Raw genomic sequence first — 15,213 nt, forward strand, 5'->3', positions numbered from 1 at the left:
CGTCACGACGCCACCTCGCCGCGGGCGCCCGGCGCCGCCGTCTCGCCCGTCACCATCTCGCCCATGGCCACGACGATCTTCCGTGGACCGGAGAACGGATCGCGGCCGTGGGCCACGAGCATGTTGTCGAGCAGGAGGACGTCGCCCTCGCGCCACGAGAACCGCACGGCGCAGCGCTCGTAGGCCTCGCCCACGGCGCGCGTCGTCTCGACGTCGATCGGCGAGCCGTCGCCGTAGCACACGTTGCGGGGCAGCCACTCCTCTCCGAGCATGGACAGGAGCGAGTCGCGCACCGGCGCCTCCAGGTACGCCGGGTGGTGCAGCTGGACCTGGTTGAAGAACACCTGCTCTCCCGTCCTCGGGTGCGCGAGCACGGCCGGGCCGCGCTGGCTGATCCGCAGCCGGCCGCCCGCCAGCCACGCGCACCGCATGCCGCCCGCGCGGCAGCGCTCCTCCACGACCGCGGGATCCGTCGTGTGGAAGAAGTCCTGCCAGCCCACGTCGAAGCCCGGCGTGAAGTTCCGCACGTAGAGCAGACCGAGGCGCCGGAAGCGCTCGCGGAGCTCGGGCGACAGCGCCTCATAGAGCCGGCGGCAGTCCACGATCGGCGTCGCGCCGCCGGACGGGGCGGCCTGCACGCAGAAGAACCACTGCTTGAGCGGCCAGCGCGGCAGGTGCGAGCTCTCGTTGTGGAACAGGATGGCCTTGTCGGCGGGGTACGGCGTCGAGCCGTAGATGTTCTGCCCGGCCTTCTCCCGCGGAAGATCGCCGTACTCGCCGAACAGCTCGCCGCAGATGGCCTTCGCGACCTGCTCGAACTCCGGGACCGACCGGATCGGAAAGCCGCGGAAGAGGATGGCCCCGTGCCGGAGGAGCTGCGCCTCGACGAACGCCCGCTCCTCGCGCGCCCAGGCCGCGAGCTCCACGTCCTCCACCGCCGGGCTCACGACCAGCGGCAGCGGCCCTTCGCCGAGCGCGCCGGTGGAGACCAGCGCGCTCGGGCCGACGTCCACCCTGCGCGGCGTGATGCGCTTGAGGCTCCTCCGGCCCTCGTCGCGCCCGCGTCCTTCCATGATGCGCTCCTTCCTCTCTGCTGCCGCGAGCGCCGTCACGCGGCGGTCGGGGTCGTCGACGATGGCCCGCAGCACGGCCATGAAGTGGGCGGCCATCGCCTCGATCGTCGACGGCTCGAACAGATCGGCGCGGTACTTCCACGCGCACGTGAGCCCCTCGTCCGTCTCCTCGACGAACACCCCGAGGTCGAACCGCGACACCTCGCGGTCGAGCTCCACGGCGCTGAAGCGGATCCCGGGCAGCGCGAGGTCGATCGCCGGCGTGTTTTGCAGGACGAACAGCGTCTGCACCACGGGGTGGCGGCCGGGCTCGCGGGCCGGTCGCAGCGCGTCCACGACCTGCTCGAACGGCAGATCCTGGTGCGCGTACGCGCCCAGCGTGACCTCGCGGACCCGCCGGAGGAGCTCCCGGAACGTGGGCTGGCCGCCGAGATCCGTGCGCAGGACCAGCAGGTTGACGAAGAACCCGATCAGCCCCTCGATCTCCTCGCGGTTGCGCCCCGCGACGTCGGTCCCGACCAGGAGATCGGCCTGGCCGGTGCGCCCGAAGAGCACGACCTTGAACGCGGCGAGCAGCGTCATGAAGAGGGTGGCGCCCTCGCGCCGGCCGAGGGCGCGCAGGGCCTCGGCCAGCGCGCGGTCCACCGCGATCGTGCGCCGCGCGCCGCGGTAGCTCCCGCCGGCCGGCCGCGGGTGGTCCGGGCGCAGATCGAGCGCCGGCGGGTGCCCCGAGAGCCGCTCTCGCCAGTACGAGAGCTCCGCGTCGCGGACCGCGCCGCGCATCCGCTGCCGCTGCCAGACGGCGAAGTCCGCGTACTGCACCGGCAGCGGCGGGAGCGCCGGCGGCCGCCCGGCCCTCGCCGCCACGTAGAGCTCGGCGAGCTCCGCCACCAGCACGTTCATCGTCCAGCCGTCGGCCACGATGTGGTGCGCGACGAGGACGAGCACGTGCTCGTCCTCGCGCAGCTCGATCGCGGTCACCCGGACGAGCGGCCCGCGGGCGAGATCGAACGGCCGCTCGGCGCGGGCGGAGGCCAGGCCCTGGACGGCCGCCTCGCGCTCCGCGGCGGGCGTCGCCGACAGGTCCACCACCTCGAAGGCCGGCGCCGCCTCCGGGGCGATCACCTGCACCGGCTCGCCGTCGACCACGGCGAACGTGGTGCGCAGCGCCTCGTGGCGCAGGGCGAGCGCGGCGAGGCTCTCCCGGAGCAGCGCGAGCTCCAGCGCGCCGGCGACGCGCACCGCCGAGGTCATGTTGTACCCGGCGCTGTCGGGCTCGAGCTGGGCCAGGAACCACAGGCGCTGCTGGGCGAACGAGAGCGGCAGCCCGCCATCCCTCGGCTGCCGGACGATCGGCGACGGCGCCATCGCGCCGCGCTGGTGCCGGACGGCCTCGTCCACGGCGCGGGCGAGCTGCGCCACGGTCGGACGATCGAAGATCGACCGGAGCGGCAGCTCCACCTGGAACGCGGCGCGGACGCGGGAGATCGCGCGGGTGGCCAGGAGCGAGTGTCCTCCGAGCTCGAAGAAGCCCTCGTTCGCGCCGACGGCCTCCAGGCCGAGCACCTCGGCCCAGATCGACGCCACGATCTCCTCCGTCGCGGTGCGGGGCCGCGCGCGTCGCTCGCGCGCGACGAGCCCCGGCGCGGGCAGGGCCTTCCGGTTCACCTTGCCGTTCGGGGTCAGCGGCAGCTCGTCGAGCCAGACGTAGGCCGACGGCACCATGTAGTCGGGCAGCCGGTCCTTCAGCCACGCGCGCAGCCCGTCCGCGGTGAGCGCCGCGCTCGGCTCCGGGATGACGTACGCGGCGAGGCGCGGCGTCCCCGCGTCGTCGCGGGCCACGACCACCGCGTCGCGTACGCCCGGGCATGCCCGCAGCTGCGCTTCGATCTCGCCCGGCTCGATCCGGAAGCCGCGGATCTTGAGCTGATGGTCGATCCGCCCGAGGAACTCGAGGGTGCCGTCGCGCCGGAACCGCGCCATGTCGCCGGTCCTGTACAGGCGGCGGCCCGGCTCCTGGCTGAACGGGTCCGGGATGAAGCGATCGGCCGTCAGGTCGGGGTGATCGAGGTATCCCCGCGCGAGGCCGGCGCCTCCGATGCAGAGCTCGCCCGCCACGCCGAGGGGCGCCGAGTAGAGATGCCGGTCGAGCACGTGGAGCTCGGTGTTGGCGATCGGGCGCCCCAGCGGGATCGGCTCGTCCGAGGTCACGCGGTGGATGCTCGACCAGACGGTGGTCTCCGTCGGTCCGTAGAGGTTCCAGGGGGCCACGCCCGCCTCGAGGAGCTTGCGCGCGAGCTCCCGCGGGAAGGCCTCGCCCCCGCACAGCACGGCCAGGCCGTCGAGCCGAGGACGGCCGCTCTCCAGCAGCGCCTTCCAGCCCGTCGGCGTGGCCTGCATCAGCGTCGCGCCGGACGCGCGGAGCAGCGCCGAGAGGCGCTCGCCGTCCGCCGCGTCGTCGCGGCGGGCGAGCTCCACCCGCCCGCCCACGAGCAGCGGCAGGAACAGCTCCAGCACGGCGATGTCGAAGGAGATGGACGTGGTGGCGAGCACCACGACGTCGCCCGGGGGCGAGAGGTGCTCCTTCATGGATAGAAGGAAATTGGTCACGCCGCCGTGGCGGACCATGACGCCCTTGGGCCGGCCCGTGGATCCCGACGTGTAGATGACGTAGGCCAGGCTCTCGTCATCGAGGAGCGGCGTCGGATCCCGATCCGGCTCGCCGGCGATGGAGGGCCAGTCCCGATCGAGGCAGATCGCGCGCGCGCCGGTGTCGGGCAAGGCGTGCAGCAGGCGCTCCTGCGTGACGAGCAGCGGCAGACGCGAGTCCTCCAGCATGGCGCGGAGCCGCTCGCGCGGATAGGCGGGGTCGAGCGGGACGTAGGCGCCGCCCGACTTCAGGATGCCCAGGAGGCCCACCATCATCTCCAGCGAGCGCTCGACGCAGAGCCCCACCAGCGTCTCCGGGCCGACCCCCCGACGCCGCAGGGCGTGCGCGAGCCGATTGGCGCGGGCGTCCAGCTCTCCGTAGGTCAGGCGCTCTCGCCCGCACGTCACCGCGACGGCGCCGGGCGTCCGCGCCGCCTGCGCCGCGAGCATCGCCGGAAGGAAGGGCTGCGATCGGTAGTCCCGCCGGGACGAGCGCTGCTCCGCGGCCAGCCGCTGCTGCTCCGGGTCGCTGAGGGGCGCGAGCCCCGCGAGCCGCGCCTCGGGCTGGTCCGCCATGCGCTCGAGCAGCGCGCACAGGGCCGCCGCCATGCGGGCGACCGTGTCCTCGTCGAGGCGCTGCGCGTCGAACGAGAGCGTCAGCGCGAGCTCGCTGCCGGGAACCGCGTAGATCGTGAGCGGGTAATTGGTCCAGGCCTCCGCCGTGCTCACCTCGATCCCGAGCGCCCGCCGGTGCTCGTCGACGGCCTGGTCCACGGGGTAGTTCTGGAACACGAGGAGCGAGTCGAAGAGCGGCGCGCCGCGCTCCACCTCGCTCCACTGCTGCACCTGCACCAGCGGGCTGTACTCGTACTGCCGCAGCTCGAGGTTGAGCGCCTGGATCTGCTGCAGCCAGTCCGCGAGCCGCGAGGCCGGGGGGACGCGCAGGCGCAGGGGGAGCGAGTTGATGAACGCGCCCATGATCGAGCCGGCCTCGGGCAGGTCCGCGGGGCGGCCGGCGACGGTGACGCCGAAGAGCACGTCCGGCTCGCCGCTGTAGCGGGCGAGGAGCAGCGCCCACGCGGCTTGCACGACGGTGTTGAGCGTGACGCCCTGCGCCTGGGCGAACGTCGCGAGCGCCGTCGTCGCGCCCGGCGCGAGCCGCGCGCGGTGCTCGCGGAAGCGGCGGGCGCCGGGCGCCGGCGGGGCCGCGGTGGGCTCCGGCAGCCGGGTCGGCGCCGTCAGCCCCTTCAGGTGAGCCCGGAAGAAGGCCTCCGCGGCCGCCATGTCCTGCCGCCCGAGCCACGCGATGTAGCTCCGGTAGGGGGGCGCCGCTTCGCGCTCCCTGAGCGCGCCGCGCCGCGCCTCCTCGTAGAACGTCAGCCACTCCTTGAGGACGAGCCCCTGGCACCAACCGTCGAGCAGCGCGTGGTGAACGCTCCAGACGACCTCGTCGACGTGCTCCGAGAGGCGCATCACCGCGACGCGCAGGAGCGGGGGCTCCTCGAACCGGAACCCCCGCAGGCGATCTTCCCGGAGGTAGCGCTCGAGCGCCGCCGCCTGCTCCGCGCCCGAGAGCTCCCGCCAGTCGAGGACCTCGATGGGCAGGCGCACGGCCCGCCGCACGACCTGATGAGGCTCCGCGGCGCCGGCGAGGAAGCCCGTTCGCAGGATCGCGTGGCGCGCGCCGAGGACCCCGAAGGCCTGCGCGAAGGCGTCGACGTCCAGGCCTCGCGCGAACCGGCAGACGATCTGGTTGAAATACGGGCTCGTCTCCGGCGTCAGGAGCGCGTGGAAGAGCATGCCTTGCTGCACCGGGGAGGCGGGGAGCACGTCCTCGATGTCGCCGTCGGCGCGCAGCAGGGCGTCGAGCTGCGCCTGCTCCAGCCGGGCGAGGCGGAAGGGCTCGATCTCGGGCGGCCGCGGCGGGGCCGGCGGCTCCGGCGAGGCCTGCGTCTCGGCCAGATCGCCCGCGAGCGCGGCGATCGTCCGGCGCGCGAAGATCTGCTTGGGCGAGAGGTGCAGCCCTTCCCGGTTGGCGCGCGCGATGATCTGCAGGCTCATGATGGAGTCGCCGCCGATCGCGAAGAAGTCGTCGTGGACGCCGACCGGCCCGCGGCGCAGCACCTCGGCCCAGATCCGGGCGAGCGTCGCCTCCACGCCGTTTCGCGGCGCGACGTGGCCCTCGCGGCGCTGCGCGCGGTCCGTCTCGGGCGCCGGCAGCGCCGCGCGGTCGATCTTGCCGTTCCCGGTCAGCGGCAGCGCCGGCAAAGGCACGATCGCGCTGGGCACCATGTAGTCCGGCAGGCGCTCTGCGAGCCGCGCGAGGAGCGCGGCCGCGTCGAGGGGCGCCGCGTCCCGGCCCACCGCGTAGGCCACGAGGCGCTTCGTTCCACCGTCTTCCCGCGCCACGACGACCGCCTGCTGCACCCCGGGTTGCTCGCGCAGGTGGGCCTCGATCTCGCCGAGCTCGACGCGGTGGCCGCGCAGCTTGATCTGGTGGTCCGTGCGCCCCAGGAACTCGATCGCCCCGTCCGGCCGGTAGCGAGCCCGATCGCCGGTCCGGTACAGGCGGCCGCCGGGCGACGCGCCGAAGGGGTCGGGGACGAAGCGCTCCGCCGTCAGCTCGGGGCGGCCGTGGTACCCGCGCGCCACGCCCGCGCCGCCGATGTAGAGCTCCCCGGGCACGCCGGGCGGCACAGGCTCGCTGTGCCGGTCCAGGACGTAGGCCTGGACGTTGGCGAGGGGCCGACCGATCGGCAGGGTCCCCGCCGGCCCGGCGCCGCCGACCTCCCAGGTCAACGCGCCGACCGTGGTCTCGGTGGGGCCGTAATGATTGATGACGGTGCACTCCGGGGCGATCGCGCGGACCCTGTCGACGAGCTCCCCGCTCGAGGCCTCCCCGCCGAGCACGAGGCAGCGCCGGGGGAGCACGCGCTCGGGCTGCGCCGCCGAGAGGAGCGCGCCGAGGTGGCTCGGGACGATCTTCAGGGCATCCACCCGATGGCGGCTCATGTACTCGGCCATGCCGTCGGGGTTGAACGTCCGGTCGTCCGACAGGACGTGCAGCGCGCGGCCCGAGCAGAGCGCGCCGAAGAGCGACGTGTGCCCGAGATCGGCCGCCACGGTCGAGACGAGCGCCATGCCGCCGCCCTCGGGGAGGGGCAGCCGCGCGAGCACGCCGCGCACGTAGTTCGCGAGGTGGCGGTGCTCCACGGCCACGCCCTTCGGCCGGCCGGTCGAGCCCGAGGTGTAGATGAGGTAGGCGAGGTTCTCGGGCCGGGCCGCGGGGCCGAGCGGCCCATCGGGCAGGGCGTTCAGGGCGGCCTCGTCGCGGTCGAGGAAGAGCAGCGCCGGCCCCGGCGCGTCGAACGCGCCGGCCCACCGCTCCTGCGTGATCACGACCCGCGCGCCGCTGTCCTCCACCACGGCGCGGAGCCGCTCGCGCGGGAACTTCGGATCGAGGGGCACGTACGCGGCGCCGGCCTTGAGCGCTCCGAGCAGCGCGACGACCATCTCCGCCGAGCGCTCGACGCACAGGGCGACCCGGTCCTCGGGCCGCACGCCGAGCGCCCGCAGCCGGCGCGCCAGCTGGTTCGTCCTGCGGTCGAGCTCCCGGTAGGTCAGCGCCGTCTCCTCGCAGACGACCGCCAGCGCGTCGGGCCGGGCGGCGGCGTGCGCCTCGAACAGCTCGTGGACGCAGGCCGCCGGGAAGCCCGCGGCCGTCGCGTTCCCGCCTTCGAGCAGGCGCCGCCGCTCCGCGCCGCTCACGAGGGGCAGCTCGGCCAGGCGGGCGTGCGGCCGCGCCGCCATCGCCTCGAGCAGCGCGCGGAGCTGCCCGAGCAGGCTCGCCGCGGCGTCGTGCGCGAGGCGGCGGCGCTCGTAGCACACGATGAGCCGGAGCTCGCTCGACGGCTCGACGATGAGCGACAGCGGGTAGTTGTTGCGCCCGGCGGTGAGCGTGGCGTCGCCCTCGCGCGCGCCGGGCCGGGGCAGGGGGCGGACGCGCACGTCGCGCACGTCGGAGGACCCGCCGGCCACGTCTTCCTCGGGGTAGCTGTCGAACACCACGAGCGTGTCGAAGAGCGAGCGCCCGCCCGGCACCTCGCTCCAGCGCTGAACCTGGGACAGGGGGGCCCACTCGTGCTGGCGCAGCTCGCTGTTCCGGTCCTGCAGCCGCGAGAGCCAGGCGGCGAGCGGCTCGTGCTCGTCCACGCGGACCCGCACCGGCAGGGTGTTGATCAGCACGCCCACGATGGCCTCGGCGCCGGGGAGCTCCGGGGGCCGGCCCGACACCGTGGCGCCGAAGACCACGTCGGCCTCCCCGCTGTGCCGGGCGAGCAGGAGGGCCCACGCGCCCTGCACGAGCGTGTTGAGCGTGACGCGCAGGCGGCGGGCGCAGGCCGCGAGCGCCTCCGTCTCCGCCCGCGAGAAGCTCCGCGCCTGCTCGGCGAACGGGGGCGCGTCGCCGCGCGCCGCGGCCGGCCCCGGGCCGGCCTCCATGGGGACCGGCGTCGGCGCCCGGAACCCGGCCAGCGCCTCGCGGAAGAACCGCTCGGCCGCCCCTTCGTCCTGGGCCTGCACCCACGCGAGGTAGTCCCGGTACGGGCGCGCCCGCGGCAGCTCGGGGATCGTGCCCCGCGCGAGCGCCCGATAGGCGAGCAGCGCTTCCCTCAGCAGGAGGGCGAAGCTCCACCCGTCCAGCAGCAGGTGATGATGGCTGTTGACGAAGCAATAGGCGTCCTCCGCGATCCGGATCAGCGCGAGCCGCATGAGGGGGGCCTTCAGCAGGTCGAAGCCGGCGCGCCGGTCCTCGGCCATCAGCGCGGCCAGCGCCTCCTCGCGCTCGCCCTCGGCGAGCCCGGAGAGGTCGTGGCGCGCGAGCGGGATCGTCACCCGCGGGCGGACGACCTGCACCGGCCTGGCGACGCCCTCCCAGACGAAGCCCGTGCGCAGGATCGGGTGCCGCTCCGCGAGCGCCTGCCAGGCGCGCTCGAAGGCGTCCGGATCGAGCCGCCCCTCCAGGAGGAAGGCCGTCTGGACGAAGTACGGGTCGGCGGACCGGTCCGAGACCGCGTGAAAGAGCAATCCCTGCTGGAGCGGGGAGAGATAGTGAATCGACTCAACGTCTTTCTTCTTGGTTGCCATGGCCTCAGTCCAGTCGTGCGAGGATGGAGTCGAGCTCGTCCGCCGCGAGCGCGACGTCGGTGAAGTCGGAGGGCGTGTAGCCGCCGGCGTCGGGTGACAGGCAATGCGCGATCAGCTCTCTCAGCGCGTCGCGCCACAGCGCGCCGACCGCCGCGACCGTCGCCTCCCGGTGCCGCGCGGCGCTGTAACGGAAGGTCGCCTCGAGCCGGCCGTCGTACACCGCCGCGTCGATCTCGAGGTCGTACGGGAGCGGGCTGCGCGGGTCGTGCTCGGCGCCTGGCGACTCCGCGGCCGCGGAGAACCGCGCGCCCGCGCCGATCACCTGATCCCACTGCCCCAGGTAGTTGAAGGCGACGCGCGGCGCCGGCAGGCGGCGCAGCCGGTCCGCGAGCTCGCCCGTCCCGAGCTCCCGCACCACGCCGTAGGGCAAGCCGCGCCGCGGGACGCGGCGGAGCTGCTCCTTCACCGCCTTGAGCGCGGCGCCCGGCCCCGCGTCCGGCGCCACCTCGAGCACCACCGGGTAGACGCTCGTGAACCAGCCGACCGTGCGCGATAGATCCGGGTCATCCCCGTCGAGCCCCCCGCGCCCGTGGCCCTCGACGTCGACCGCGGAGGCGCGCTGCCCTGTCCATCGGCCGAGGGCCAAGGCCAGCGCGGCCAGCAAGACCTCGTCGATCCGCGTCCGGTAGGCGTCCGACACGGACTCCAGCAGCGATCGCGTCTCCGGCTCGGTCAGGCCCGCCGTGAGCGTGGCCATGGCCCGCGCCGACCGATCGCCCGCCGGATCGTCGGCCGGCGGCGGCGCCGCGCGCTCCCAGGGCAGCTCGAGCCAGAAGGCCGCTTCCCGCTGGAGCGCGGCGTCGCGCGCGGCGTCCTCCAGGCGCTCTGCCCACCGCTTGAACGAGGCGGTCTTGTCGGGCAGCTGCGCCGGCTCTCCGCGCCGCGCCTGGTCGTAGGCCGTCTGGAGATCGTCGAGCAGGATCCGCCAGGACACGCCGTCGACGACCAGGTGGTGCGCGATCAGCAGCAGCCGCCCTGGCCGGCCGGCCCCGAGGTCGAACCCGATCACCCGCAACAGCGGCCCCGTCGTCAGATCCAGGCTGGCCTGCCACCGGGACGCGTGCGCCTCGATCACCCGCGGCTGCTCGGCCTCGGGCACTCCGGAGAGGTCCGTCCGGTGCACGACCGCGGCGGGCTCGTCGGGCGCGTACGCCTGACGGAAGCCCGAGCCCTCCTTCGCGTAGCGCAGCCGGAGCGCGTCGTGGTGGCGCAGGAGCGCCTGCGCCGCGGCCTCCAGGGCCGGCCAGACGAGCGGCTCCTTCGCCGTGAGCAGGAGCGCCTGGTTCCAGTGGTGCGGGTTCGGCAGATCGCGGCCGAAGAACCGCCGCTGGATGGGCGTCAGCGGGACGTCGCCCTCCGCCGCGCCCTCGTCGTCCGGCGCCAGGCCGGCGTCCCCGGAGGCGACCGCGGCGGCGGCCAGCGCCGCGAGGGTCTGGTGCTGGAACATCTGGCGCGCGGTGATGCGCAGGCCGGCCTGCTTCGCCTGGGCCACGACCTGCAGGCTGAGGATGGAGTCGCCCCCCAGCTCGAAGAAGTTGTCGTGGCGGCCGACGCGCTCGCGGCCCAGCGCCGCGGCCCAGATCTGCGCGAGCTGCGCCTCGGCGTCCGTGGCGGGCGCGGCGTCCTGCGCGCCGGCCGGCTGCGCTCCTCCCGCGCCGATCGCGCCGCCCTCGCGCGCCGCCTCGCGCGCCGCCTCGCGCGCCGCCTCGCGCGCCGGCGCGGGCGGCTCCGGCAGCGGCAGCTCGCCGAGGCGCGCGGCCGGCTGGGCCGCGATCCCTTCCAGGAGCGCGCGGAGATCGTCCGCCATCCGGCGGATCGAGCGCTCCTCGAAGAGATCGGTGCTGTACTCGAGCGCGCCGCTCAGCTCCTCCGGCGCCGACGCCATGTGGAGCGAGAGGTCGAACTGCGCGCTCCCCGGATCCACCTCGAGCGGCAGGAGCTCGAGGCCGGCGATCGGCCGCGCGCGCGGCGCCGCCTCCTGGAGCGAGAACATCACCTGGAAGAGCGGCGTGTGGCCGAGGTCGCGCGCGGGCCGGAGCGCCTGGACGAGCCGCTCGAACGGCAGATCCTGGTGCGCCTGCGCGGCCAGCACCTCCTCCCGCGCCTGCGCCAGGAGATCGGTGAAGCGCGGGTCCCCGCCGAGGTCCGCCCGCAGCACGAGCGTGTTCACGAAGAACCCGATGAGCCCCTCGACCTCGACGCGGGTGCGGCCCGCGATCGGCGTCCCGACGCAGAGGTCCGTCTGGCCGCTGTAGCGCGCGAGCAGCGCCTGGAAGGCCGCGAGCAGCAGCATGAACGAGGTGACCCCCTGGCCGCGCGCGAGCGCGACGAGCTTCACGGAGAGCTCGCGCGGCAGCGCGAACGCGTGGCGAGCGCCCCGGTAGGAGCGCGCCGCGGGCCGCGGCCTGTCGGTGGGCAGCCGCAGCACCGGCGGCTCCGCGCCGAGCCGCCGCCGCCAGTACGCGAGCTGCCGATCGAGCGCGGGCCCGTCGAGCCACGCGCGCTGCCAGCGGGCGTAATCGGCGTACTGGACCGGCAGCGGCGGGAGCGCCGCGGCGCGCCCCTCGGCCTCGGCGGCGTAGAGCTCCGTCACCTCGCCCACCAGGAGGTTCAGCGACCACCCGTCGGACACGATGTGGTGCAGGACGACGAGCAGGACGTGCTCGCGCTCGCCGAGGCGCAGCAGCGTCGCCCGGAACAGCGGCCCTCCGGTCAGATCGAACGGCCTCCCGGCCTCCCGGTCGAGCGAGCGCCGCGCCTCCGCCTCGCGCGCCTCCTCGGGCAGGGCGCGGAGATCCGCGATCGCGATCCTCACGGGCTGCGACGCGCGCACGACCGCCTCCGGCCGGCCCTCGCGCTCCGCGAACGTCGTGCGCAGGGACGCGTGGCGGCGGACCACCGCCTCGAGGCAGCGCTCCAGCCGGTCCGCGTCGAGCGGGCCGCGCAGGCGCACGGCCGCCGGCACGTTGTACGAGGCCGCGGTCGGCTCGAGCTGCGCGAGGAACCACAGGCGCTCCTGCGCGAAGGACAGCGGCAGCGGCCCCTCGTGCGGCTCCGCGATGAGCGGCGGCGCCGGCGGGGCCTCCGGTCGGCGCCGGGCCGCGTCCACCGCGCGCGCCTGGGCCGCGACCGTCGGCGTCTCGAAGAGCGACCGGAGCGGCACCTCGACGCCGAGCGCGCGGCGCACGCGCGCGAGGATCTGCGTCAGCTGCAGCGAGTGGCCGCCGAGGTCGAAGAACGAGGCCTCCGCGGAGACCCGCTCCACGCCCAGCACCTCGGCCCAGATGCCGGCGAGGAGCTCCTCGGGCACCGTGCGCGGCGCGACGAAGCCCAGCGCGTCGCCGGACTCGGGGGCGGGCAGCGCGGCGCGGTCCACCTTGCCGTTCGCCGTGCGGGGGAGCGCCGGCAGGAGCACGTAGATCGGCGGGACCATGTACTCGGGCAGGCGCGCCGCGAGCCAGGCGCGCAGCGCCTCGGCGTCCGGCGCCGGCGCCGTGGCGGCCACGTAGGCGACGAGCCGCCTCGCGCCCGGCCGGTCCTCGCGCGCCAGCACGACCGCCTCCTGCACGCCGGCGTGCTCGGCGAGCCGCGCCTCGATCTCGCCGAGCTCGATGCGGTGGCCGCGGATCTTGACCTGATGGTCGCGCCGCCCGACGAACTCGATCGCGCCGTCGTCGCGGTACCGCCCGAGATCGCCCGTCCGGTAGAGCCGCTGTCCCGGCTCCGGGCTGAACGGGTCGGGGACGAACGCGGCCGCGGTGCGGCGCGGGTCGCCCAGGTACCCGCGCCCCACGCCGATCCCGCCCACGTACAGCTCGCCGCGCACGCCGACGGGCAGCGGCGAGAGGAGGTGATCGAGGACGTAGAGCCGCAGGTGGTCCACCGCCTTGCCGATCGGCACCTGCGCCTCGTGCGCCGCGGGCGGCGCCGTCAGCGGGTGCAGCGCCACGTCGTCCGAGCACTCCGCCGGCCCGTACGCGTTCATGAGGGGCACCGCCGGGTAGCGGGTCAGCCAGTCGCGCGCGAGCGCGGCGGGGAGCGCCTCGCCGGTCGGCAGGATCCAGCGCAGCCGCTCCAGGGCGGGCGGCGCGGGGTCCTCGCGCGCCGCGTCCAGCATGCCTTGCAGCACGGCGGGGACGACCTCGACGACGGCGATCCCCCGGCGCTCCAGGTGCTCGAGCAGCCGGCCCGGGTCGCGCGCGACGTCGTCGGGCACGATGTCGACCACCCCGCCGAAGAGCAGGGCGGTGAGGAGCTGCCAGACCGAGATGTCGAAGCACGGCGAGGCCGTCTGCGCGATGACGTCCCCGGCCGCGAGCTCGAGCCGCGGGAGCTTGCTCAGCATGTTGTTGAGCATCCCGCGGCGCTCGACCATCGCGCCCTTGGGCGCTCCGGTCGATCCGCTCGTGTAGATCACGTAGGCCAGGTTCCCGGGTCCGCCGCGCTCGGGCGGGTCGCTGTCGGGCCAGGGCATGCGCCGTGTGTCCTCGAGGGTCGCGACGGCGGGCCGGCGCGGCGCGCCTACCAAGGAAAAGACTCCTTCCAAAGCCTCGCGGTACCGGTCCCGCGTCAGCACCACGCGGGGCTCGCTCGACCTAAGGATCCGCCCGATGCGCTCGGCCGGATAGGCGGGCTCCAGCGGCACGTAGGCCCCGCCGGCCTTGAACACGGCGAGGATCATGATGAGCAGGTCGATCCCGCGCTCGTCGAGCAGCGCCACCCGCTCTTCCGGGCCGACGCCGCGCGCGATGAGCGCGTGGGCCGCGCGGTTCGCCTCGCGGTTCAGCTCCGCGTAGGTGAGCCGCCGGCCCTCGCACGACACCGCCACGGCGTCGGGCGTCCGCTTCACCTGGGCGTGGAAGCGCGCCGCGAACGAGGAGAAATCGGCCCTCTCCGCGGGCGGCGCGCCGGGCGCCGCGAGCGCCCATTGCCGCTCGGCCGGCGTGAGGAGCGGCAGATCGCCGAGGCGCGCGTCGGGATTCTCCGCCATGCCCTCGAGCAGCGCGCCGAGGTGCCTGAGCAGCCGCGCGGCGAGCTCCGGCCGGACGCGCGACCGGTCGTACGAGATCTTGAGGGGCAGCTCCGTGTCCGGCCACGACATGATCGTGATCGGGTAATTCGTGTGCACGCGGTCCCGCACGTCCTGGACCTTGAAGACGATGCGCCCCTCGCGGAGCGCGGGATCGATCGGCGCGTTCTCGAACACGAAGAGGCTGTGGAACAGCGGTTGTCCGCGCTCGATCTCGCTCCAGCGCTGGATGTCCACGAGCGGCGTGTGCTCGTGCTGCCGGAGCCGGAGGTTCTGGTCGAGGAGCGCCGAGAGCCACGGCAGGAGCGGCTGATCGGCGGGGACCGAGACGCGCAGCGGGAGCGTGTTGATGAAGAGCCCCACGATGGACTCGACCTCTGGCAGCTCCGGCGGGCGCCCGGCGACGGTGACGCCGAAGAGCACCTCGGGCTCGCCGCTGTAATGGCTGAGGAGCAGGGCCCACGCGCCCTGCACGATCGTGTTGAGGGTGAGGCGGTGGCGCTGGGCGAGCGCGCGCAGGGCGGCCGTGGGCGCCGCGCCGATCCGGAACACGAGATCGTCGACGCGCCCCTCGTCCTCCGGCGCCGGCGCGGAGCGCTCCTCGAACCCGAGCGGCGTCGGCGCCGAGAAGCCCTCGAGCGCGGACCGCCAGAACGCCTCCGCGGCCGGGAGATCCTGCCGGCCGAGCCAGTCGATGTAATTGCGGTACGGGCGCGCGGGTGGCAGATCGGGTGTCTCGCCCCGGACGAGCGCCTCGTAACAGGCGAGGAACTCCATCATCAGGACCGACGTGCACCACTCGTCGAGGAGGATGTGGTGGAAGCTGTGCACGAGCTCGTAGGCCTGGTCGCCCAGCCGGACGAGGCGGAGGTGCATGAGCGGCGCCTTGCCGAAGTCGAACCCCGCATCGAGCTCGGCGCGCAGCAGCTCGCGGAGGCGGGCCTCCTGGGCCTCGCCGGGGAGGCCGCGGAGGTCGAGCACGTCGAACGGCACCTCCACCGCCTTGTGGACGACCTGGAGCGGGCGCTTCTGGGTCTTCCAGACGAAGGAGGTGCGCAGGATGGAGTGCCGCGCCACGACCAGCTGCCAGCCTCGGACGAACGCGTCGATCCGCACGTCGCCCTCGAGGCGATAGCGGTTCTGCATGAGGTAGATGCCCGAGGACGGGCGGAGCAGCGTGTGGAACAGCATCCCCTCCTGCATGGGCGAGAGGGGATAAACGCTGTCGATGTTGGCGGAGGGGTCAGTCTTGGACAC

General features: G+C 74.7%; 2 protein-coding genes. Both read right to left on the reverse strand.

The features are described from left to right. Nucleotides 1-2: 2 nt before the first annotated feature. A complete protein-coding gene (locus tag WMF20_RS46650) occupies nt 3-8,867 on the reverse strand; it encodes an amino acid adenylation domain-containing protein (protein ID WP_437608185.1) in 8,865 nt (2,954 codons plus the stop codon). A gap of 4 nt (nt 8,868-8,871) precedes the next feature. Next, complete coding sequence (locus WMF20_RS46655) at nt 8,872-15,213, reverse strand: amino acid adenylation domain-containing protein (protein WP_437608186.1); 6,342 nt, start codon at nt 15,211-15,213, stop codon at nt 8,872-8,874.

Origin of the sequence: Sorangium sp. So ce834 (assembly GCF_051521425.1) — a bacterium.
GTDB lineage: Bacteria > Myxococcota_A > Polyangia > Polyangiales > Polyangiaceae > Sorangium > Sorangium cellulosum_D.

Bases quoted from the DNA above. Each gene is read 5' to 3' on its own strand.
- WMF20_RS46650 (WP_437608185.1), bottom strand. From the start codon at position 8,867: ATGGCAACCAAGAAGAAAGACGTTGAGTCGATTCACTATCTCTCCCCG.